We start from the raw sequence: 21,001 nt of genomic DNA, 5'->3' as shown, positions 1-21,001 counted from the left end.
GTTAGGCATGGTCACCGAGTTCGGTCTGTTCGGCCCTGTCTTCTGAGACGTCAGTGAAATCAGTGGGGGTGAATTCGAGACCAAGTGCGTCGTGGGTCCGACCTAAGGCGAGGTCACGAGCGGCTTCCCATTCCGAACTCCTCTGGGGAAGAACTTGCAGGAGAGCTTTCAGTGTTGCCTTGAAGCCCGCGTCTGTGTCGAAGTTGCGTTCTTTGAGCCAATCGATCGCGACGTCCTCGCCCTGTTTCTCGTAGACGTGCATAGCGGCGTGAACCGCATCGAGGGCGATCGTGTAGGACAGCGCTTCAGGATCGACGGGCGTCCGGTTAGATCTCTCTTCGGGTGGCAGAGTGATATCTTGGACGCGGTCCTCATGAGTTTTCAGCTGAATATCCCCACGTTTCTTCCCCCAAATTTTCGTAGAGCGCTTAATATCGTCAATGTCGACACCAATACCGAGCCCCAGCTGATGGCCGTCATCGTAATGGAAGGTGTCGGATTCGTGAACCAGCCAGGAGAGGATATACCACTCTGTAATGTCATCCAAGTCGTCTAGTCGCTCGCCTTCAAGATATTCCTCGACGAGGACTCGCGTTACGGCCTCGCGTGCTTCTTCTAGAGCTCGCCGTGGAGGAATCTCATTATCTTGGTCGTCGACGACAGGATAGGCATCTGCGTAAACTTGCAGTGTCGGCCCGAACGCCGAAATGATGACGTCTGTTTTCGTCAGAGAGAGGCCAGCATCAAGCAGGTCTCTCGCTGCCTCTTTCGCTACTTCACGGGTCTCAGCACGGACATCGCTCCACAGGGTTGGAACCGCTTCAGATTCCGTCTTACTATCGTGCGGTTTTCTCCCTGTGAGCAGCAGAGTACTGTCAGCTGAACCTCCACCACGGGTGTCGGTCCGCTGGGGCATCTCGCTAGTGATCGGGTGGGTTGATGTGATAGTGAACCCAGATCGAATCAGCGACTTTGTAAGAGTGTCCCAGGCACTAGACTCCTTGTGAGTGAACATGACAGTCATCACACCGCCGGGCTCGAGAACACGGTAGAGTTCTTGGAAAATCTCCGCCATCTTGTTCTCGTAGTCCTCGGCAGCTAATTCGGACTTAGATTTGGAATCCGAAGCGACCTCCTCGTATTCGGCCACATTGGCAACCGCCTCTTGGCTTTTGTCAGTAAGGTCGTCAGTGAATACTTCTGGATGAATATCTTGGAGATACTCTTTGAGCCAAACATAGCTCATATCAGACATTTCAGAATAGATGATGCTATCGTAGTATGGGGGGTCAATAATAATGGATTGGATAGAATCCGAGTCTATCGGTAGATCTGCCGCGTCCCTCTGTGAGATTTGAACATCATCAGCATCTTCATCTTCCAGATATGTAGCTATCTCTTCGTAAGAGTCTCGAACACGATCGAGATGGTCCTGGTGGTCTTGGTTGCCTGCAGCAGGATTGTTCTCTACGAAAGCCCATTGGAGAGTAAAGTGCTTACCACCTAATGCATCGCCCAGAAGCCCATTACTTGTGTCTAGGGGCGAGAATCGTGTATTTCTGTCGATGACTTTGCTAGCTACCAAGGACAGTATTGTGAGCACCGCCTCAGCTTTCTGTTCATCATATTGGTTGAGTATCTCCTCCTGACACTGCTTGTATGCTTGGAGATATTCATACTGGGTTACAAGTTGTCTTGGAGTGAAAGCATCTCTCCACTTTGTAACGCCGTAAGGACCTGCTCTATCTTCATCGCCAATATATCGCTTGACGTCAAGGAGTGTGCTTAGCTCAAAGTCTGTGTCAATACGATCTGCGGCTTTAGATTGTGCTTTGTAGTCTGCTTGTGTGGGTGCTCGCCAAGCAGTTCCACCGGATGATTTCTCATATTTTACCCCATAGATCTCGTATCTGAATTCGGAATCGCGAATTCTGTCTTGTATTGCATCCGATTCCATCACGATTCCACAATTCAGGCACTCAGCACCACTACGAGTATGGGGGCCGTCCTGCGGATTGTACTCAGATTTCTTGACATCGTCCGGTAGCCTAACGACCTCGTACTCAATCTCAGTCCCGTCCTCGGATACGGAAGGACGTGCTGCAACTCCTTTCGAGGAGGATCGCTTCTGTAGCCACCATTTCTTTGCCATAGGGATATCGCAACCACACTCCGGGCAGTCTACTGCATAGGTACAAGCATAGTGTGAGGGGGTCTGACGTTCACCCTCGCTGGGGAAATAAGGTTCAAGCTCCTCCTCAGCGAGTTCATCAATTCGGTCACCCCACCGATTGAGTTCGCTCTGGAGAGAACCAACACTCGGCGCATACTCAAGAAGAACCTTAAGCATCACAGTCGGGACGGGATTGAGTTCGTTCGCTGCTGTCGGTAGGCCATAGCGCAGAGATTCAAACGGAATAACGCCCCCACCGGCAGTCGGGTCTAAGACAGTAGGTAGCTCTCCGTCCCAATGCTCCCGAAGCAACTCGTGCATCTCCGATTTCTCATCTGTAGTCGGTGTCCGAGTGTACGGGCGAGGATATCCGTAGTGGTCCTCTAAGTTTCCATCCCGATCATCTTCAGTACGCTTCTTTTCTGCCACGTATTCCTCAATATCGACGTCGATTTCGTCACGAGGCTTGATCTGCATCCAATCCAGCAGCGTGTTGGCGTCCACCTCTGGAGGAAGTATGGACGCAAGGATAGCCAGTCTAGAAGCTGGAGTTGGACGACGTGCAAACCACGGGTGAAGATACCGATGAGGCGGCATAAAGTAGGGGTTAGCCTCTTTCAGATTCTCGATGCCAACCGCCTTCAGGGGGAGGTTCCCCTCAATTGCGACACGCTTCAGCTCCGAATCACTGTCCTGGCTTTCGGGATTTTGGCTCATCGTTAAATCACTCAATATGGTCCGTCAGCAACACTCGAAGGGCCTTTTCGCCGTTCGGACTCGACGGAGACCGACACTTTGCGTACCAGTAGTAACACTCCTCATCGCTCATCCGTGCAACGCCGCGAGCCAGCGACCGCATCCGGTCGATACGTTGGATCGGCTTCACGCCACGGAAGGCAACAGCAAGCCGGACGCCTGCCGTTTCGGGTAGGAACACGAACCCAGCCCCGCCAGTGAGAACTTCTGATGAATCTCCTGGCGTGCCTTCAATCGCCTCCCGGACGACGTCCTGGAGCGCACGGACGCGGGTCGGGTCAAGCCGTGCGACCTTTGCGCCGGCCCACTCATCCCACGTCCAACCATCGAGCTTGGAAAGGAGGTCGTCGCCAGCGATGTCCGAGACGAGATCCTCGACTGGTGTGATACTCAGCGAACGACCATCTCGCTCTAGGCGATCACGGCGGGCTTCAGCCTGTTCACGAGGGAGTAGTTCGTGGAGCGTCCACTCGCCGCCACCGTCTGTCTCTCGTCGGACGAGCGTGAACGTCGGGCGGCCACCGAACATACTCGTCCCGTAGCGAACCAGCCGATCCTCCTCTGTCCCCTCGGCGGGTGAGGTCTCAAATTCCGAACCGCGACTCGCCATCAGACCGTCACCTCCGAGCTCGCCTGAATCGGGCCACGCCCTTCGACCCGAACGTCGATGTTGCCCGCATCGAGGTCATTATCGAGGGCAGCGAGAAGGTCGTCACCCTCGTCAGTAATCGGTTCGGGCTCGTCAAACTGGAAGCGGAACTGGATGGTTTCTCGATCATCGCCGAACGAGCCGGGCTGGTCGATCACGTCCCGGAATCGGCTCGGTGACCCCGTGAATTCCGCGCTGTACGTCCCGTCGTCAGTCCGGGTTTCGTACTGCATTCGAACCGTCACCGAGTCTTCGCGGGCTTTGAATCCGGGGCGCTGACTGATGAACTTGGCCGCTTGGAAAGGTTCGTCCCCACCGACCTGGATGGTCACCTCTTCAAGCAGCGGCGTCCGGTCAGTTCCGGCCTTCGATTCCGCATCGCGACGAACCTCTGAGAACGCCCGCGAAGCGGACATCATCTTCTTGCTCGCTTCCCAGGATTCGTCTGGCTGGCATTCCTCGCAGCGTCCGCGTGCGTCCAGCAGCTGCTCGCTAGCGACCTCTTTTCCGCAGGAGCTACAGGTCGTATCGGACTGGTGTTCCTCACAGTAGTAGGGTTCGCTTCCTTCTGGGTTTTCAACCTCCGCCCCACACTCGGCACAGGTAGCAACCGTCTGTTCTGGCCGGTCGATTTCGTCGAGGTGGTCATCGACGAGCGCGTCGATATCTCGATAAACGACGAAGGCACTCCCGATTTGGACATCGCTGTCCCGAATCGAGGTCTCGACATCGGGAGATTTCGCGAACGGTTCCGGATGCGGCCACGTTTCAGGCTCCGTTGTCCCGACCCAGTACGCTGTCCCAGACTCGCCATCCCAGTATGCGTACCCGTGGTCACTAACGAGGGAGGAGACAGTCTCCCGAATCGGTTTTGTGCTGAAGAGGTAGTCCAGCCCCGGCTTCTTCGCGTATTGGTTGACCAGCGCTTCGGTGGACATAGCGTCCTGGGTCTGCTGCCAGAGTTTCTGTTGGACGTGAGCGGACCCACGAGCGCCGGCGTCGCGTTTCACGATCTTATCCTCGAGCGTTGTCTGGACAGCGTCGACCAGTGTCGTCCCGCCGTTGGATTCGGTCGCACCGATGGTGATGTGAGTAAGCCCGTCCCGGTCAGGGTAGTAGAGGTGCCGGTAGACGTTCCGAACGAGCTCTCCGAGCATCAGCTGTGCCTCGTCGCTCCGTTCTCGAAGCTCCTCGATTTGTTCCGAGGAGAGGTCGGCTTTCTGTTCAGGGCTATCAAGCAGAGCCTCTATAGCCTCGAGACGCCGAGCCTCGTCGATTGCAGCATCCATTCGATCAGCGTCAGGGGCGAGGAACAGAGCGTAGTTCTTGTAGATTCGCGTCTCAGTCTCTCCCTCGTGTTTTGCAGCTTGCTGCTCGTAGAGCTGAGTCACACGATTTGGCGGCGTATCGCCGCCGTCTTCGACAGCAGCGGTGTCCGGATGCATCACCGCGAGCTTCGGCGTATCCGGGGTATCCGGTAAGTCCGCCGGCGATTCAGGGAACTCCACCGGCTGGAAGCCACCATCGCCGATTTCCTTCGAGGTGAGACGGTTCTGGAAACGCGAATGAGCGCTTGCTTCGGGGGTAGACTCGATCCGCTGGTCGATGATCCGGATCAGATTTGGTTCTTGCTTGAATCGGAGGCGCTCTTCCTCGTAGAGGAAGTAACACGCGACGTCCATATCGTCGCCCCGGAGTGCGGATAGGGCGGCATCGTAGTCGTCGAAGTTCAGATCGGGGTGGCCGATAGCGAGGTTCAGATCGGCGTGAGTTAGGCCTGCAGCCTGTTCTCCGTATGCAAGGCTGTGCCAGAGAACTGTCGTCGTCAGATGGGTACCGAGAGGTGGGAGACCGTTTTCGGTCCATTTTCGGTCCTCAAGCTGGGCGTGCGCGGTACCATCGTCGTCGTAGATGTCGGCGGTCACTGCGGGACCGAGATCGACGAAGTCGAATAGGCGCTCACGAAGGATCGTCTGAATCCCACCGCCAGGATCGTCATCAGCGACTGTGAGGTCGTAGATCCGAATCCAGTGGCGGTCGTAACTGTCGGGCTGGTGATTCCAGAGGTAGTAGACGGCTCGAGCAAGCAAGCGGAGGGCATCACGCGTGCGCTGGAATCGAGGGATTGTATCGATCTTGTCCGTGAGAGCGTCGATTAAGGAGGGATGGAAGGGGTACTCGCGAGCGAGGACATCCACGTAGCCAGCGTCGGTGGCTTCCTGTGGATACTGCCGGTCTTCCTGATCATAGAATTGGAAGTATGAGTCAGCGGCTTCGCTCGCGGCGTTTTCTGGAACTTCCGAGAAGAGACGGTGTTGAAGGACTTGTCCGATCTCGTTTTCGTCGGTCGGTGTGACCGTCTTGTGCTGCCGCCGGCCGATCTCGTTGACCTCCTCAATGTGATCACGGACGCCATCACGAACCCGGTCAGCCTGCTCACCAAACGCCGTATCCGCGATAGAGTAGACGACCGTGACGTGCTCCGACTCGGCAGCCGCTTCGAGGAGCGCCATCACGAACGAAAGCGTCTGATCGGCGAGCGTCTTGTCGCCGACAGGCGTGCCCGCGGCTTTGTTCATGTAGTCGGCGATTTCGTCGATCAGAATGAGGGCCGGCTGGTCGTGCTGAGCGAAGAGTTTCGAGAGCGTCCCCTCACCGGGGGCGTCCCGGTCTTGGTCGTAGTCCTTGAGGTACTCGTAGCCATCGAGCCCATAGAGCTGGTACGCGAGTTCACCCCACATTGTCCGGGTATTCGGAGCATCCGGATCGTCGTCGGCATGGCGGGCATCCTTGCTATCAGCCTTCGTTCCGATGAAGACCCCCGTCGCAATATCGAGGCCCTCTGCCACCGCATCTTGATAGTCGGCCGCAAGCTCCTCGTCGCCGTCCAGCAGGTAGTGCGAGAGGTCGTCAATATCTACGGGGTTCTCAGCAAGATGGTAAGAGGCGATAAGGTCGTGCGTTTTCCCACCACCGAACCGTGTGTCGAGACAGAGAATGCTCGAAGTATACGAGCCGGGGTCGTACTTTGTGGTCGCCAAGAAACGCCCCGTGAGATTGGAGAGCAGCGTGCGGAGACCCTCCGTGGGATAGGTCATATCGTAGAACGAGTCGGGGTCTCGATAGACTGGTGCTGCCTTCTCAGGGTTGTGGACGACAGTCGAGAGTTTCGCAGCGAACTGTTCCTCCTGGAGCGAGCCGTCTAAGACGTCGTCTCGTGGCTGACAGCTTTCGAAGAGAGAGGGATACTCACTACTCATCGATTTCCTCCGTGGGTGAGGAATCAGCTTCTGGTTTGGATACGATTACGAATTCACACTCCGTGCTGTTCTCGATGATCGCCTTGGCGATCCCCTTCGACTCCGCGACATCGACCTTGATAGCGTCCCCAACCTCCGCATCAAATTGGTCGAGTTCAGGGCCCGACAGATTCACCCGACCCGATTGGCCGGTGTTCTGTCCAATTGTCTTCTGAGTCATCTGGATACTCACATCACCTGACGGGAATGTTATAACCTTTACTTAGTCTAAAGCGAGTGATGCCCCAATTTTTGATTTACCATCCTACAGAGATAGATCTCGATTAACTCTATCAGTGTGTAGATGTAGTCATCGGTGATGATTGACTCACTATTGAGACCTTCGAACAACCCCATTACAGCTGGGTTGGAAAAGGAATATACCCTTAGCAATCACCAAGTGAATCTATGACGAAAGAACTCAATAGCCTACATAGGGAGATTCTCTCGGAGTTCAAGCGACGAATTGAGAACGATGAGGATATTCCAGATGCCGTTATCGCTGCTCTACAAGACGAAGACGACCTAGGACTAGAATCGGTCGATCTCGTAAAATCCGCAGTAAGTAAGGGAATTACTGATGAGACTGAGTAGTCTTAAGATCAGAGAATTTCGGGGAATCCGCTGTCTTGATATCAATTTTTCCTCCGACGGAATTCTCATCTATGGACCGAATGGAGTCGGTAAGAGTAGCATCATTCAGGCGATTGAGTTCCTACTCACAGGAGAAGTATCGAACGTAACGGGCACCGGAACTGGCCGCAAGTCACCAACTGATGACATTCACCATCGAGAAGCTAGTCCAGAGGAGTGTGAAGTAACCGCTACCTTTGAAACAGAAGATATCGAAGTTTGTATTCAGCGATGTCTTGAAGACGGTGAACTCACACTTGTATCCAGAAGTGACGAGAAAGACGACGAAGGACTCCCCCAATCTATTCGAACTCTTCAGGCAGCGACGAAAAGCAGGCTGAATTTCCTGACTCGTGAGGACTTGCTAAGATTCGTCGATGCTCCAGACAGCAAGCGAGGAGAGGCATTAAACGAAATGCTCCGGCTGGACAGGATTGATCAGTACCGGAAAACGCTCCAACGGGCCGAAGGAGACTTCGAAAGCCAACGGAGTCAGACTGAAGAGGAAATGGACGAGGCGCGTAGAGAATTTTATGACGAATTAGAAACGGGAGCAGAGGAAATTCTCGGCAAAGGAGCTCCTGCCGTGGCTTCCGACACGACTGCGCTGGAGGTGGTAAACGCACTTCGAGCCGAGTACGACGCAGATCCAATAGATGATCTTGGGACGATAGAGTTCACCGACGGAATCACCGAACCGAGCCAACCCTCCGTTCATCCACTTGCCCGCACCAAGACCGTCGACAGGCTCGGTGACGTCGCTTCAGGCGTAGACGATATCCGAGAGGATATAATAGAACCCTTCGAGGATTTGATAGGCACAATTGAGAAGCTGGATTCCCGCCCAAAACTGAGACGGGATATCCAGGCACAAAGCCTGATTCAGCAGGGACAGAAGCTCGTTGATGACGATACCGACCAGTGTCCACTCTGCTTGGATGACTGGAGCGACCGCGACTTGGCGGGGTTACTAGATGATCGGCGTGAAAATGTTACCGAGGCTGAACATCTGCGAAACCATATTAGCGAACGGATTGACAATCTACAGAGCGCCTTTCGTGATCTGGAGCGACCTCTGGAGTCGCTTATCAAAGATCTTGAACACGAGATTCCAGAAGATTACGAGCCCATCATATCAGAACAGGAACGCTTGGTAGAATTCAGCGAACAGCTGGCAGAGACACGGAATGAACTCACCTCAGGGGATCTCCTTGATATTCCCCACATAGAAGTGGATTCTACAGAACTCGAAGCTTCGTTGATTCCAGCAGACATCAACGAGACGCTCAATCATCTCCAGAGGATTTCCGAGAAAGTTGAAGAACCCGATAATCAAATGGCCGCCTATAGAACGCTTGCAGTAGCGACCGAGCGCTACGAGAAATACAAGCAGACTGTAGAAACTCTTGATGAAAAAGAGCGCCTCCATAGGATCGCCGAAACGGTCTTCACAGAGTTTCAGAGCGTCCGACAGCAGCTTATGGACGACACGCTGTCTGAAATATACAATGAGTTCGTATCTCTCCTCGATACTTTCTCCAGTGAGTTGATGGTAGATCCGGATGACGGGACGTTTCAATCAACAGATGCCGGAGTTGAGTTCCGAGTCCCGTTCCACGACGGCGAGACACATCGTCCGAACCTGCTGTTCAGCGAGGGTCAGCAGGACATCATTGGGTTAGCGCTGTTCCTTTCAATGACCCGTGCCGTCACCCCGGAGTCGGTTGATCTTGTGCTACTGGATGACGTTCTTTCTTCCGTTGATGCCGATCATCGAGCAAACGTGGCCCGCATTCTAAATTCTGAATACGGGGACGAGTTTCAGTTCCTATTCACGACTCACGATTTGGTCTGGAGCCGCCATCTCCGACGCAGCGATCACATCGACAGTGAGGAAAACGTAGTTCATTTGAGTAGCTGGAGCTACCACGCTGGCGTACACCAGCACATCGATATCACCCAGCCTCGTGAAAATATCGAATACCATCTCGAGAATAATGATCTAACGGCAGCAGCAGCTTGGGCACGGAAGATGTCCGAATACTATGTTGCGAGGGGATGCGAGAATTTCAATGTAGAAGTTAGATTCGACAAGATACGAAATCTTTCGCTAAGTGACTATCTTAATTCGCTAATGCCCGTGCTTTCCGATCGACTAAGAGAGGGGGAAACAGACGACGAGACTACACTAAATGATGGAGAAGTTGATGACTTGCTCGATACGATCGGCAACATGCAGATGTTTATCGATCAGAATCTCTGGGGAATGAATAAGAATGTCCACTATTCTGAGCCAGAGGCTGCGTCATTCACTAAAGGCGAACTTCAGTCAAACATAGAGGCTTTCGAGAAAATCTTCGAAGTAATTCACTGTGATGACTGCGAATCCTGGCGAAGTGAGAGTGACACAGGAATTGAATGCGATTGTTCGATATTATTGAAAACGTAGCTACCAGACATCCACCGAGATAACCCTATCACATAGAATGACCGTTAATTCCGACTGAAATGGAATGTGAGATCAGATGGTTCCGGAAATCCTATGCTTCTATTGGTCAAACCAACACACAGCGCGCGGATATTGCCTCTCGATTTACTGCTCAGGCTGCTTTCCGGAAACAACCCGATCAGGCTTTTATTATCTGACCTAAAACCAGTCTATCAAGCAAAGATGATCCGCGATGCTCGCGTTCTCCGCGCCGGGTTCGTCCCTCGGGAAGTTGAGCATCGCGACGCCGAAGTCAACCATCTCTCTAGCGTCCTCGAGCCAATCACGAACGGTGAACCCGCCGACACGGCTATCGTCACCGGACCCAGCGGCGCCGGCAAGACGTGCATCTCGAAATTCGTCACGGAACGACTACGTGAAGAGGTCCTCGACGTCGAGGCCATCTACGTCAACTGCTGGCGCAACTACACCCGGTTCCGCACGCTCTACCAGATCCTCGACGACCTCGGCGCGACCATCGACATCCACCGGCAGTCGACGCCGCACGACGAACTCGTTGATCGCCTCCAGCAGCATGACGGCCCGCGAACCGTCGTCATCCTCGATGAGGTCGACCAGCTCGAAGACCCCAGCGTCATCTACGACCTCCACAGCCTCCCGCAGTTCGCGATCATCTGCATCGCGAACAAGGAAGAGGAGCTGTTCAGCCGCGTCGACGACCGCCTCGTGAGCCGGCTGCGCTCCAGCGAACACGTCCGGATGGACAAGTACCACGACGAGCAGCTGTACGACATTCTGAATGCGCGGGCGAAGTGGGGACTCAATGAGGACGTCATCACCGACGACCAGCTCTACCGGATCGCCGACGCGGCCGCCGGCGACGCCCGCCTCGCAATCGGCATCATTCGAACGGCCGCCGGCAAAGCAGATCGCGAGAACCACGAGCGCATCACCGACGACATTCTCCTGGATGCCGCCGAGGATGCTCGGGCCCAGATCAAGCAGAAGAGCCTCGACTCGCTCACGCCGCACCAGCGCGTCGTCTACGACATCGTTCGCGAGTACGGCCCGGTCGGGCCGAGCGAAATCCACGAGCGATATTCCGAGGAGGTCGATGATCCACGGACGAAGCGGACTATCCGCACGTACCTCTCGAAGATGGAGCAGTACAACCTCCTCGAGGCGGAAGGGACGAGCCGAGACCGAGAGTACTCGCTCGTCGATTCAGCGGCGGCGTCGCCGATGCAGTGACCGTGACTCCGTCAGCTATCAGGAACTGAACTCGCCGAGGCCGGATTGCTCGTGGTCCAACGGCTCGATGACCTGGGGATCATCGTTGCCGGGGTTGTTGACCCGCGTCGAGATTTCGTAGGCGTCCAGATCGGCCTTCGGGTACGGCTGGCACAGTTCCTTGCGGGTGTCCGGATCTGCGGCGAGCCAGTCGGACTCAGCGTCTTGTGGAAGGACGACAGGCATCCGGTCGTGGATGGAGTTCATCAGGTCGTTCGGCTCCGTCGTGAGAATCGTGACGCACGAGATCGTCTCGTCGTCGCCCTCCCAGACGTCCCAGAGTCCGGCCATCGCGAACGCGGGGTCGTCCTCGCGGTGAATCCGGTAGGGATGTTTCGACCCGCCGTTCGGCGATTTCCATTCGTAGAACCCTGACGAGGGGACGAGGCAGGGACGTGATTCCCATGCCCGCTTGAACGCGCTCTTCTCGTCGGCAGTCTCGGAGCGAGCGTTGATGATGCCCTCCTCGGGCTCGTCCGCCCAGAACGGAATCAGCCCCCAGTGGTAGGCGTCGATCTCGTCTTGAGCCTCGTTCGTGATGATGTGGAGGTCGTCGCCAGGCGCGATGTTGTATCGGGGGGTGTACCCGCCGTCCGCGACGACCTCGGCGTCGAAGCGGGCCTCGAGGTCTGCTTGGTCGATGAAGAGCGAGTTCCGGCCACACATACATCCGGGTCCGGCCGGGAGAGTCTTCAACGTATCTGGAAATGTGAACGGCTCTGAATCGTCGATTAGAGCTCGGTCGGCGGCAGAAGCTTACAGAGAACAGCTGCTTGTTCAAGAAGTGCGTCGAAGAGCCGTTCAGTCGGTCGATATAGCGCGTGGTGTTCATCAACAGAGTATGGGGTTTTCTCATCATCTGTGTGTGAGAGAAATCCGCACTCGAGAAGCGGAGCAAGGGTAGTATCCAGCGCAGTTCCGGAACGGCCAGATTCGGCTTCAAGAGTGTGTCGAGGGAACTCAGAAAGGAACCGCGTACAGCAACTCAGGACGTGAGCACGTCGATCAGCGAATAGTTCGTTGAGCGCAGTACGATGGGTACGTGTCCAATACTCATCGAGTTCGACGTATGTGCGAACGATAGGAGAAAGCTCGTTCAAGGAACCAGTAACATGGACGATGCCAAGATCGTTGAGCGCATGTTGGTCTTTGGTGTCAAGAGACTCGCCGAGGGGATGGAGAACAGTTTGAAGCGCCTCGTGGTACCGCGAAGTGAGAAATTCCCCGGCAACAACGTGGGCGTTCACGATATTTCGAGTTGGGTGCATTGACTCGTGGTGATCGGGGTTTCGGTGGTCGACGTGGATTCGTGGGTAGCTCATAGAGCACCTCTTCCAACGTGGCGTTGAGCATTAACATTCCGAGCAGGCAGGCTCGAGACTGCAGCTGGGTAGGTTTAACCAACACACCGCCGTCAATACGGCCGGGTGTTGGTTAACACGAAGTACGCTCAAGTCAGGAACTATTCTCGGAAACAGGATCCAAACGGAGACTACTCGGGACCGTACCGGGATTGGAGGGAATCAAGTCGAGTTCCCTGAAACGCGGAAGCGACACGCCGCGGCTTATCGGGAACGTAGACAACTAATCGAATATGGGAGAACACTCAACGTCGAACCGATTGGCGGTGGACCAGCCGACACGGGGAGCCGACCGCAATCGGTCCCTCGCTGACCAGGCCGATCCGGCCACGGACGGGATGTTGTTGCCGCAGCTCGACGACGGCATCACCCTGCTCGACGTCGAGGGAGGCCGCGGCGTCCCGATCCTGCAGTCGCTCGTACTCGACCATCTCCTCTTGTACGACGGGCCCGCCTTCTGGGTCGACGCAAACGGCCACGCGACGACGACGACACTCGCCCAAATCTCGCCCAGTCAACGGTTGCTCAACCGAATTCACGTTGCCCGCGGATTCACCGCCTACCAGCACTACGGCGCCGTCTGTGATCTCCCGTCAGCGGTGAACAAAGTAATCCAGACGTCCACCGCCAACGCCCGGGCAGCCGGTCGAGGGGCGCCAGGTCGCGACGAGGACACGTCGCCCCATACACCCGCCCTCATCGTCGCGCCGGCCGTCGACGCCCAGTATCGCGCCGACGATACACTTGGCGAGACCCACGCGAAAACCCTCCAGACCCGAACTCTCGCCCGGTTAGCGACCTACGCCGAGGGGTACGACATCCCGGTGCTCGTTACGCGAAACGAACGAAACGAATTCACCGAATCAATCGCGACGGCCGCCGACCACCACCTGGAATGCGAGCAGACCCGGATGGGCCCACGGGTCGTCGGCGAGGACTTCGAGACGCTCGTCTACCCCGTCGACGACGGCGCGTACTACCAAACGACGTTCGCGTACTGGCGGCAGCTGCTCGCGGCACGCGCCACGCAGGTCGGCGTGGAACCGACGACGCCGGCGCCGTCGACGCCGACTCCGGAGGGTGTCGGGACAGGCGTCACCGCTGACGGTGAGACGGTGGCGGCCACTGCGGACCCCTTGCTCGATGCGTGGACCGCGACCGGGACAGGAGGCCGATAGCGATGGGGCGCACAAACCCGACGTACCGGGATGCGCTCCGGGCCATCGAAGAGCGGTGGGCGGAGTTCCGCCGGGCACTGCGGCGTCGCGACCAGCCGCGCTTCGACCGGCTGTTCGAGTACGCCCGCGACCACGCCGACGCGAGCGGGCTGTTGAACCATCAGAATCCGCTGCTGCCGGCGCTGCTCAGCATCGATCTCGAACAAGAATCTCGCCTCGACGACCACGAGGAACGCCTGACAGAGCTTGAGCAACGGCTTTCGAAAGCTGGGGGCGAGCAACAGCAATCGCCCGCCGAAGGTGACACTGGAGGTGTAGAATGACTGAGTTGACGACAATCGCCTTCGACATCGAAACAACGGGGTTCGAGACCGGTGACAAACTCACAGTAGTTGGGTTCGACTCGGCGGTCTCGTCGCGAGTGCTTCTCAATATAGATGGAACGTCACCTCCCGCAGCCCTAGCAGCGCGGCTCAACAACACCCTCCAGACACCCATACAGCTCTCACTCCATGACAGCGAACAGGATCTCCTGAACGAACTGGCGACGTTCGTCACGTCGACACTCACCCAACGTGATGCAAAGCTCGTCGCGTACAACGGTGAACGGTGGAACGGCGGATTTGACTTGCCGTTTCTCCGGACTCGCCTCTGTACGCACGGGCTCGAGTGGCCCTTCGGAACGCTGCCATACGTCGACGTGATGGATGTCTTCGAGACACGCTTCAATACCAGCGAAGACACGCTGAGTGGCGTCTACGAGGAACTGATCGGCGCTGGAATGAACGAGCTTGATCCATTTACCGACAGTAGTGAGGCAGTGACTGCGTGGGAGGAGGGCACCTACGAGCCACTCATCATCCACAACGTCGCCGATGTCCGACGGACTCGAGCGTTGATGGAGCTCGCAGAACGGTACTGTTCGAAGTCGGACTTCTCGATGAAGTCACTCGAACCAATCGTCTGAGAGCAAGTTGTATCCATCCCGAAAACACGAGTCCCCCGCCAGTTGAGCAAGGAGGACACGCCTCTCGTCAAGGACTCGAGCTATGGCGGGTTCTCGGCGTCGTTGATTCCCTTGAACGTCTCGTGAGCATAGGCGTATCTCCATCGCTGAAGAATCGCTCTCGTCACAAGGCCGGTCTCAGACACAGCAATGCAGGATTCCTCTACGGGACGACTCGGAGCGTCGGGTGGTGGATGGAAATGTCGTCTCGGCGCGTCCGGTTTTGGGTGGCAATCGAACCGGAAATTCTGATTCCGGTCGTCTGTGTAGTGGATCGCATAGTTTTCGGTTAGACTCCACCGGATGTCGATCCGAGCAGTTGACGCTGCACCGACTCCATCGGACAGTTCGACCGAGAGCGTCTGTGGATTCAATGGGTCGTCTAGTGATGCTGTCTCGGCCAGCGGCTCCTGCTCCATGATCAGGTCTCGAATCTCACGTAACGCCCCGGCGTCGATAGGCCCAAATACCTCTGATTGCTCGACCGGCTGAGACTGTTGAGAAGGGGTCTCGTCGTTGGTCATACGACGATGGATGCATCGCTATCGCCCTCATCGTCGGTATCTGTGCCAGTCAGGTGGCCAGTATTGCTTGCTTCACCGATTGCGAGTGTTGCTTGTGCGAGTGCGAGGTTGCGTCGCGTCGTTTGCCATTCCGTGAGGAGCGCACCGTAGTCGCTATCGACGTCGTCGACGTCTAGTTCACGGGCGAATTCTTCGGGTGAATCGACACCATATTCCTCACGCCATTCCTGTATCTGTCCCTTCATATCAGCAATACCGGACGCGATCTCTTCCGGGGACAGTTCCGCGAGCAGCGACTGTGCATGTTCGGTGACAATCGCCGTTTCCGATCGTCGGTAACACGTCGTCTGCCCGTCTTGGGAGGGTGTCACTTCGCCAGCGCTTTCGAGCGTTCGCAGGTGCTTTCGCGCCGTGGTTGCCGAGACGCGGGCGCGATCGGCGATCTCTCCGGCGGACGCAGGGTCGTAGGTAGTACGGATGATTTCGTACACTCGTTCAAACGGCGTCGTCTCCTCAATCCATTCTTCTTCGACGACATCGTTTACGTTGCGATGTTCGGTCCCGCCATCCGGAATCATTCGATCGGCCGGGGCCATCTCCTCGGACATGATATGCCAAACAACGCTGGGACAGTATAATAATCTGTGGGACAGCATTTTGTTCACCTGGCTGCTTACTGAAGTTCCCACAGAGTCTCGATTCGCCCTTCGACGAAATCGATGGCAGTTCCGAGACGGCGAGGTATCGGCTGTGAGCTGTCACCCTGTCGAGGGTGTTATGCGAACAGTCACGAGGAGTGGGTTCGCGAACAACCGAATTGGAACAACCGTCCAGTGAGACTGCGGATGTAACGATGGACTGATAGGGTCTGTCGACGCAAAACGAATCAATGGAGGACATCCCGCAACCGGCGAGTAATTCATATTCGGTCGGTGACCGGGTGCAAATCTACACCGGCTCTGACGATCCTGACTCTCGCTATCACGGTGTCGTTTGTGAGATTGTTGAAGTTCTAACCGACGACCTTGGGACGGAAACCGGACGAACCACAGATGGATACTCGTATATTCTTCAAGACGTAGAAACAGACGAAGAGCTCCCAATCTCGTTTCGTCATCAAGACTTAGTACCGGCTGAAGGCGCTCAGTAGGTCATCTACATTTCGCAAGCGGGGGGTGTGTGGTCTGAACCTGCGCTGTTTCGCACACGGAGGTGCGTTCACTAAATCCTCTGTACGTATCGAAACCACTCACCACATCAAGGCGGGTTTTCATAGCGTGGATTCAGAGTGAAACAGCCGCTCAGCAGGGCTGCACAGCTAGCGTGTTTCATTCTGGTAAGCCACCTATGGGCCTACCAATATATAGCGAGCATATTCCCACAGATATGATGAAATCTGCCACCGTCATTATGGACCTCTCCATTGACGATACGGAATATGCGGCCCCACGTCCCATGGATTAGCAAGGTTGACGATATTGTCCTTGAGTGGCTTGACGAGCAAGATATTGCTGTCACGCCGAAAGTCCTTCATGCGAACCTTGAGACGTCTGTGTCCTATTCACAAGTGAATCGGCGGCTTTGGAAACTCGAAGAAAACGGGCTTGTTGAGCGCGACCCCGACCGCAACGACTACTACGCAATTACAGAGAAGGGGAGAAAATACCTCCACGACCCGGATGCCACCGCCGAGGACTTCCCAGACTTGACCGACGACACCGACAGTTAATAAAGCACACCTAGTGAGTGGCGGTTTCAACCCGAATTATCTGGAGGAGGACGGCTTCGATGTCGTGACTGGTTTCGCTAAGTATCAGTACCTCACAAAGCATCGCCAGTTAGCCTGACCTGAGCCATCTGTTCTGTTGTGATGAGTCGTCAGTAACGGTCGAGCAACGCTGATCGAAGAGGGAGCTGTCGCTGTCGGCGGCAGTCAGCCGCCGACGCGACAGCGTTGCCACTCCTGAAGGGAGCTTGCTCGGTCGGTGACTACCGGTGGAACCGGTCGTCAGGTGGCCGATTCGCGGGGACGGCCCGACGCACCGCGAGGGCCGTCCACGCAGCCCGCCGAACCATATTCACGAACTCCTTGTACGGCCACCACCAGAGGCGACGCCCGCCTCGGCGCGGCGTCGCCACGTATTCGTAGTGCAGATACCGCCACGCATTCTGCAAGAGCAGACTCACCACAACGTACAGAAGTCTCACCGTCGCGTTTCGCGTCGTTGTCGTCGCTATCGCTTGCTCGGACAAGCGATAGCTTGACTCGATACCGAAGCGTTTCGAGTAATGGTATCGAGCCTGGCGTGGTGTCTCGATAAACGGCGCGTCAGCGGCGTAGCCGTGACGCGCCACACCGTGGTCGTCGTACCGTCCGTTCAGGTACGTACAGTCGATGTAGACGGGAAACTCGACGGTCCAGCTGTGACCGTCGAGTTTCCCCGTCAGATCGTGTTGAATGACGCGACTCCACCCTTCCGCAAGTTCCTGCTGAATCGTCTTCCCCCACTGAATGATCGGGACCACGTAGGCGTAGTTGTGCGCCTGCAACAGCGTGAGACACTTGCTGTCGTAGAATCCGCGATCAAGGTAGACGGCCTTGACATCGGCGTCAAGGCCGTCGAGTACACCAAGAAACTCAGCGAGGACACTGCTGGCGGTGTCGCCGTCTTCGAGACGGCGCACCGCCAGCGTATATCGTTTGTTCTTCACACGCGCGTAGAGTGTGGCGTAGGCGTGGAATGCGGTGGTTCCACGCTTGGCTTCCGAGTGATAGAGGTTCTCCGTGTCGTCTTCATCACCGTAGTAGGGCCGCAGGTGGAGGTCTGCGCAGACCTCCACCTGCTCAGGAAGCAGTTCGACGATATCTCGTCGAAGAAGCGTGTTAGCGACTCGTTCGAGCCGTTTGGGCTCGAACTTCGTCCGGAGATGGTAGAGGATCGTGTTGGCAGCGGGGCCGTTCTGACTCGACGCACAGAGCGTAGAGACAGAGGTCCCGTCGGCGCAAGCGCCGACGAGGACCTCATAGATGCCCTCAGTAGTGATTTCAGCGTTATTGGCTAAGGAAAGCGGAACTTCCTCCTCAAGGGTGTTGACGAGAAAGTTAAGAAGCTGGTCCTCGTGAATCTCACTGTCTGCTTGCTGGGTCGTAGACACACCTTCAGCAAGCAGACGTTCTAACTAAGCGGCTTTGTGATGTACTGAGTATAGGGGCTGTACTTATCGAAGCTGCTCAACCTATTGAGGCAGAATACCACCATCCGGCTGGGAGTGAACCAGCTGCTCAGTAAGTGAGGATACCGTACAACTGGGTCGTTTCCGCTTACTCGAACAGGAAATACTCTGCCCGGCCTATCAGCGAGAATCCGGCCTGTTTTCCGAGTTGGAGTGGCGAAGACGGTATCGCCAGATCACGCCGTAGAGTCCATAGCCAATTAGCACGATTGTCGGCACGATCACGGAGTTGCTGAGAAATGGCTCGGTTCCATACACGAACCAAACAACAAGGAGCGTGCCGAGAAGTACAATCGGCGTGACGACGATTCGCGCCAGAATGGGGTCAAGTGGAACTAATTGAGGTGTGACGTTCTGAATGGAGACTTCAAGGCCCATCTCTTCGAGTTGTGATTTGACGTCGTCGATCTGTGCTGCAGTGATCGTTGCATCCGGCGGCTTAGAGAATATCGGCCCAGTATAGTGTAGATTCACGAGGGCAACGTCGGAAAGCTGGATAATTGAGACGTGACCGACATCATCAGCATCAACCGGGGAATACTGGCCCATACCGTATGGTTTCGATTTTACTACCGTTCGCTCAGCAGTATCGACGCGTAATTGCGAGTTTGCGAACTCGTGGCTAAGCCATAGAAGCAATAATGAGATGCCGAACGGTAACCCAGCGGCAGCCGTGATAAACACGTCGTGAACTGGGGATAGCAGGAGGCACGCGAGCGGCAACCCGATAACGAGCGCTGCCCACAATCGGGTACTTAGCGTCAGTATTGCGAACGCAAACCGCGTTGGAGCGTCCCGAGCCCGAGCAAGCTGCACACCATAGACTTCGTCTGTATCCGTATTTTGCGCCATCTTACCCATTGCACATCGATTGTGGCAGAGCAGCCATCCTCATTATAGACATCAGATGGTGTCGTTTAAATAATAAATCTGTTTCTCGAATGTTACATAGCTAGATCGGAGTCAAGTCTTTGTTATTAGGGAGAATATCGCATGCTATGAGTGAACAATTTGTGGATGGTGTCAATCTTCCATGGGGACCGTACGGTGAGCGTTATACGGACTACGAGGACTCATTTACGTTTCTACAGTTGGACTTCGAGGATTTGGAAGTCGTCAAAACGACGGAGGATAATTGGCCGACAGTAATTGTTGGTGAGCAAAACGAGGCCCGTGTCGGTGTCGCAATCGGTCATGTAACACAACTCAACGATAAGCCAGCTGAAGAGATCGACATATTCGTCGACGCCGATCAAAATTGGTGGGCTCTTGTGGAGTTCGAAAGTCTGGATGCTGCAATCTCGGGCGGACAGTACGGGGCTCAGGATTACGAGGACTACACAGTGATTCCGTGTGACCGACGAACAGAGGGGTTCGATCTTTTCAACGAATATGCCGATGACCGGGTAACACCTATCTTCGAAATGGAGAACGATTCGGCAGCCTTTGCAATTCAGCGAGCATCCAACTACGGGACGCTTAACAGTATATTCAGATTAGACACCTACACTGGTGTCACCGAACGCCAGAAGGCTCTCGAACGTGAAGTATTACCGCGGGAAGACTGGCTCAGCAAAAACTCTCTGACTGAGATAGCGGATAACCTCTCGGACAATAACTGATTCTAGGGCGGGTGTCCCTTAGCCCTGTACTTAGCATCTCTACCCGTTCACTCTAATTGGAAACTGGCCAAGAGATGTGCGTTGAGTACGCAGCTAGGATCTAGTGACGACTTGTCTAATAACTCGGAAACAATCCCCGCTTTACCCGGTAAGCGGTCCGCTTACTCCCCTGACCAGCACCATTTAGTGCAAGCTTCTTTTAGGAGTCTGCATGAGAACTCTCATTGAGTTAACCACTCACAAGGAGGGGCGGACACTGCCGGCCGCAGGTACCGAACAGCGTACGCTTACATGAATGACCTAGAAGAAAGCGGCGATAGGACGTTACGGAAAGTCGGGAATAGCTCCCTCCGGCTCCCCGCCAATACTCCAGAAACGAGCGAGTGCTCAGATAGCGACGACCACAAGGTAGGTGAAATCGATGGCGAACACGAAAGCGTTCGTCGTGTATACAGATGGTCCGTCGGGATCCTATCCATACGGTGTCTTCACCAACCACGAGGCCGCAAACGATGCTCGAGAAGCCATCATCAAGAAACTTGATTCCGGAATGAGCGACGTCCTTGATGACGAATCAAGAACACTAGCACACCAACTGGCGGGAACACTCGATGCGCAGGTGAAAATAAAGGAGTGCGAGCTCCGCGAGGAATTCACCGAATCTGCGATTGACGACCACTTCGAGGACCTATGACTAACGATGATCCGAACGAAGAGGCGACAGGACATCACGAAGTCGTAATCCGAGAGGATCCCGGAAATCGCTCCGGAAGTGAGGAAGTACAGACAAACGGCCAGAAAACACCAGTAGAGGCGTCCTTGGGGAC

At 55.5% G+C, this 21,001-nt stretch carries 19 protein-coding genes; 10 read left to right on the top strand and 9 right to left on the bottom strand.

What is annotated here, in order from left to right:
• Position 1 precedes the first annotated feature (1 nt).
• From LT974_RS17385 to LT974_RS17370, 4 genes are read right to left on the bottom strand one after another with little or no spacing between them, the layout of a single operon-like run.
• Positions 2-2,890, bottom strand: a complete 2,889-nt coding sequence (locus tag LT974_RS17385) for a DUF1156 domain-containing protein (protein ID WP_232590529.1) — start codon at positions 2,888-2,890, stop codon at positions 2-4.
• Between the two features lie 7 nt (positions 2,891-2,897).
• Positions 2,898-3,539, bottom strand: coding sequence for a DUF7680 family protein (locus tag LT974_RS17380; RefSeq protein ID WP_004594464.1), 642 nt, complete (start codon positions 3,537-3,539; stop codon positions 2,898-2,900).
• Complete coding sequence (locus tag LT974_RS17375) at positions 3,539-6,838, bottom strand: ATP-binding protein (RefSeq protein WP_232590526.1); 3,300 nt, start codon at positions 6,836-6,838, stop codon at positions 3,539-3,541. The genes LT974_RS17380 and LT974_RS17375 overlap by 1 nt, the downstream gene beginning before the upstream one ends.
• Positions 6,831-7,058: a hypothetical protein gene (locus tag LT974_RS17370; protein WP_004594467.1), complete on the bottom strand. Its 228-nt coding sequence runs from the start codon at positions 7,056-7,058 to the stop codon at positions 6,831-6,833. Before LT974_RS17370 ends, LT974_RS17375 begins: the two co-directional genes overlap by 8 nt.
• A gap of 227 nt (positions 7,059-7,285) precedes the next feature.
• Here LT974_RS17370 and LT974_RS17365 point away from each other — a divergent pair, with 227 nt between their 5' ends.
• The 3 genes from LT974_RS17365 (at position 7,286) to LT974_RS17355 (ending at position 11,210) form a co-directional block, all read left to right on the top strand.
• Positions 7,286-7,471, top strand: coding sequence for a hypothetical protein (locus tag LT974_RS17365; RefSeq protein WP_232590525.1), 186 nt, complete (start codon positions 7,286-7,288; stop codon positions 7,469-7,471).
• Positions 7,458-9,959, top strand: a complete 2,502-nt coding sequence (locus tag LT974_RS17360; protein ID WP_232590524.1) for an AAA family ATPase — start codon at positions 7,458-7,460, stop codon at positions 9,957-9,959. The genes LT974_RS17365 and LT974_RS17360 overlap by 14 nt, the downstream gene beginning before the upstream one ends.
• Positions 9,960-10,181: 222 nt before the next feature.
• Positions 10,182-11,210: a Cdc6/Cdc18 family protein gene (locus tag LT974_RS17355; protein ID WP_232590523.1), complete on the top strand. Its 1,029-nt coding sequence runs from the start codon at positions 10,182-10,184 to the stop codon at positions 11,208-11,210.
• Positions 11,211-11,228: 18 nt separating this feature from the next.
• On the opposite strand, the gene LT974_RS17350 is transcribed toward LT974_RS17355, so the two are convergent.
• Complete coding sequence (locus LT974_RS17350) at positions 11,229-11,915, bottom strand: SOS response-associated peptidase (RefSeq protein WP_232590521.1); 687 nt, start codon at positions 11,913-11,915, stop codon at positions 11,229-11,231.
• 446 nt (positions 11,916-12,361) lie between these two features.
• On the opposite strand from LT974_RS17350, the gene LT974_RS17345 reads away from it, so the two are divergent.
• The 4 genes from LT974_RS17345 to LT974_RS17330 all read left to right on the top strand — a co-directional run bounded on the left by LT974_RS17345 (position 12,362) and on the right by LT974_RS17330 (position 14,755).
• Positions 12,362-12,520, top strand: coding sequence for a hypothetical protein (locus tag LT974_RS17345; RefSeq protein WP_232590520.1), 159 nt, complete (start codon positions 12,362-12,364; stop codon positions 12,518-12,520).
• A 323-nt stretch (positions 12,521-12,843) separates the two neighbouring features.
• The gene (locus LT974_RS17340; protein ID WP_232590519.1) at positions 12,844-13,788 is read left to right on the top strand and encodes a hypothetical protein; all 945 of its coding nucleotides are present in this window, start codon (positions 12,844-12,846) and stop codon (positions 13,786-13,788) included.
• Positions 13,789-13,790: 2 nt separating this feature from the next.
• Positions 13,791-14,111: a hypothetical protein gene (locus LT974_RS17335; RefSeq protein ID WP_232590518.1), complete on the top strand. Its 321-nt coding sequence runs from the start codon at positions 13,791-13,793 to the stop codon at positions 14,109-14,111.
• Positions 14,108-14,755, top strand: a complete 648-nt coding sequence (locus LT974_RS17330) for a ribonuclease H-like domain-containing protein (RefSeq protein WP_232590517.1) — start codon at positions 14,108-14,110, stop codon at positions 14,753-14,755. Before LT974_RS17335 ends, LT974_RS17330 begins: the two co-directional genes overlap by 4 nt.
• A gap of 80 nt (positions 14,756-14,835) precedes the next feature.
• Here LT974_RS17330 and LT974_RS17325 read toward each other — a convergent pair whose 3' ends face one another.
• Both LT974_RS17325 and LT974_RS17320 read right to left on the bottom strand, forming a co-directional pair.
• The gene (locus tag LT974_RS17325; RefSeq protein ID WP_232590516.1) at positions 14,836-15,318 is read right to left on the bottom strand and encodes a hypothetical protein; all 483 of its coding nucleotides are present in this window, start codon (positions 15,316-15,318) and stop codon (positions 14,836-14,838) included.
• On the bottom strand, positions 15,315-15,926 hold the full coding sequence (locus tag LT974_RS17320; protein WP_232590515.1) for a winged helix-turn-helix domain-containing protein: 612 nt from the start codon (positions 15,924-15,926) through the stop codon (positions 15,315-15,317). Before LT974_RS17320 ends, LT974_RS17325 begins: the two co-directional genes overlap by 4 nt.
• An 830-nt stretch (positions 15,927-16,756) precedes the next feature.
• Here LT974_RS17320 and LT974_RS17315 point away from each other — a divergent pair.
• The gene (locus tag LT974_RS17315; RefSeq protein ID WP_232590513.1) at positions 16,757-17,047 is read left to right on the top strand and encodes a winged helix-turn-helix domain-containing protein; all 291 of its coding nucleotides are present in this window, start codon (positions 16,757-16,759) and stop codon (positions 17,045-17,047) included.
• Positions 17,048-17,307: 260 nt separating this feature from the next.
• On the opposite strand, the gene LT974_RS17310 is transcribed toward LT974_RS17315, so the two are convergent.
• Positions 17,308-18,474 carry an ISH3 family transposase gene (locus LT974_RS17310; RefSeq protein WP_136361172.1) on the bottom strand — a complete coding sequence of 389 codons (1,167 nt, stop codon included), beginning with the start codon at positions 18,472-18,474 and terminating at the stop codon, positions 17,308-17,310.
• A gap of 198 nt (positions 18,475-18,672) precedes the next feature.
• Positions 18,673-19,413 carry a hypothetical protein gene (locus tag LT974_RS17305; RefSeq protein WP_232590510.1) on the bottom strand — a complete coding sequence of 247 codons (741 nt, stop codon included), beginning with the start codon at positions 19,411-19,413 and terminating at the stop codon, positions 18,673-18,675.
• A gap of 137 nt (positions 19,414-19,550) precedes the next feature.
• Here LT974_RS17305 and LT974_RS17300 point away from each other — a divergent pair, with 137 nt between their 5' ends.
• Positions 19,551-20,174, top strand: coding sequence for a hypothetical protein (locus tag LT974_RS17300; protein ID WP_232590508.1), 624 nt, complete (start codon positions 19,551-19,553; stop codon positions 20,172-20,174).
• A gap of 421 nt (positions 20,175-20,595) precedes the next feature.
• Positions 20,596-20,868: a hypothetical protein gene (locus tag LT974_RS17295; protein WP_232590506.1), complete on the top strand. Its 273-nt coding sequence runs from the start codon at positions 20,596-20,598 to the stop codon at positions 20,866-20,868.
• Positions 20,869-21,001: the final 133 nt, after the last annotated feature.

The organism is Halobacterium noricense (assembly GCF_021233435.1).
Classification (GTDB): Archaea; Halobacteriota; Halobacteria; order Halobacteriales; family Halobacteriaceae; genus Halobacterium; species Halobacterium noricense.
The sequence above is the reverse complement of the archived record's forward strand: the minus strand, read 5'-3'. Positions and strand labels throughout refer to the sequence as shown.

Excerpts from the sequence above, each read along its gene's own strand:
- LT974_RS17385 (WP_232590529.1), bottom strand. The coding sequence starts at position 2,890 with ATGAGCCAAAATCCCGAAAGCCAGGACAGTGATTCGGAGCTGAAGCGT.
- LT974_RS17350 (WP_232590521.1), bottom strand. The coding sequence starts at position 11,915 with ATGTGTGGCCGGAACTCGCTCTTCATCGACCAAGCAGACCTCGAGGCC.
- LT974_RS17330 (WP_232590517.1), top strand. The coding sequence starts at position 14,108 with ATGACTGAGTTGACGACAATCGCCTTCGACATCGAAACAACGGGGTTC.
- LT974_RS17365 (WP_232590525.1), top strand. The coding sequence starts at position 7,286 with ATGACGAAAGAACTCAATAGCCTACATAGGGAGATTCTCTCGGAGTTC.
- LT974_RS17300 (WP_232590508.1), top strand. The coding sequence starts at position 19,551 with ATGAGTGAACAATTTGTGGATGGTGTCAATCTTCCATGGGGACCGTAC.
- LT974_RS17315 (WP_232590513.1), top strand. The coding sequence starts at position 16,757 with ATGCGGCCCCACGTCCCATGGATTAGCAAGGTTGACGATATTGTCCTT.
- LT974_RS17325 (WP_232590516.1), bottom strand. The coding sequence starts at position 15,318 with ATGACCAACGACGAGACCCCTTCTCAACAGTCTCAGCCGGTCGAGCAA.
- LT974_RS17380 (WP_004594464.1), bottom strand. The coding sequence starts at position 3,539 with ATGGCGAGTCGCGGTTCGGAATTTGAGACCTCACCCGCCGAGGGGACA.
- LT974_RS17345 (WP_232590520.1), top strand. The coding sequence starts at position 12,362 with ATGGACGATGCCAAGATCGTTGAGCGCATGTTGGTCTTTGGTGTCAAG.
- LT974_RS17370 (WP_004594467.1), bottom strand. The coding sequence starts at position 7,058 with ATGACTCAGAAGACAATTGGACAGAACACCGGCCAATCGGGTCGGGTG.
- LT974_RS17355 (WP_232590523.1), top strand. The coding sequence starts at position 10,182 with ATGATCCGCGATGCTCGCGTTCTCCGCGCCGGGTTCGTCCCTCGGGAA.
- LT974_RS17375 (WP_232590526.1), bottom strand. The coding sequence starts at position 6,838 with ATGAGTAGTGAGTATCCCTCTCTCTTCGAAAGCTGTCAGCCACGAGAC.
- LT974_RS17335 (WP_232590518.1), top strand. The coding sequence starts at position 13,791 with ATGGGGCGCACAAACCCGACGTACCGGGATGCGCTCCGGGCCATCGAA.
- LT974_RS17320 (WP_232590515.1), bottom strand. The coding sequence starts at position 15,926 with ATGTCCGAGGAGATGGCCCCGGCCGATCGAATGATTCCGGATGGCGGG.
- LT974_RS17305 (WP_232590510.1), bottom strand. The coding sequence starts at position 19,413 with ATGGGTAAGATGGCGCAAAATACGGATACAGACGAAGTCTATGGTGTG.
- LT974_RS17360 (WP_232590524.1), top strand. The coding sequence starts at position 7,458 with ATGAGACTGAGTAGTCTTAAGATCAGAGAATTTCGGGGAATCCGCTGT.
- LT974_RS17340 (WP_232590519.1), top strand. The coding sequence starts at position 12,844 with ATGGGAGAACACTCAACGTCGAACCGATTGGCGGTGGACCAGCCGACA.
- LT974_RS17295 (WP_232590506.1), top strand. The coding sequence starts at position 20,596 with ATGGCGAACACGAAAGCGTTCGTCGTGTATACAGATGGTCCGTCGGGA.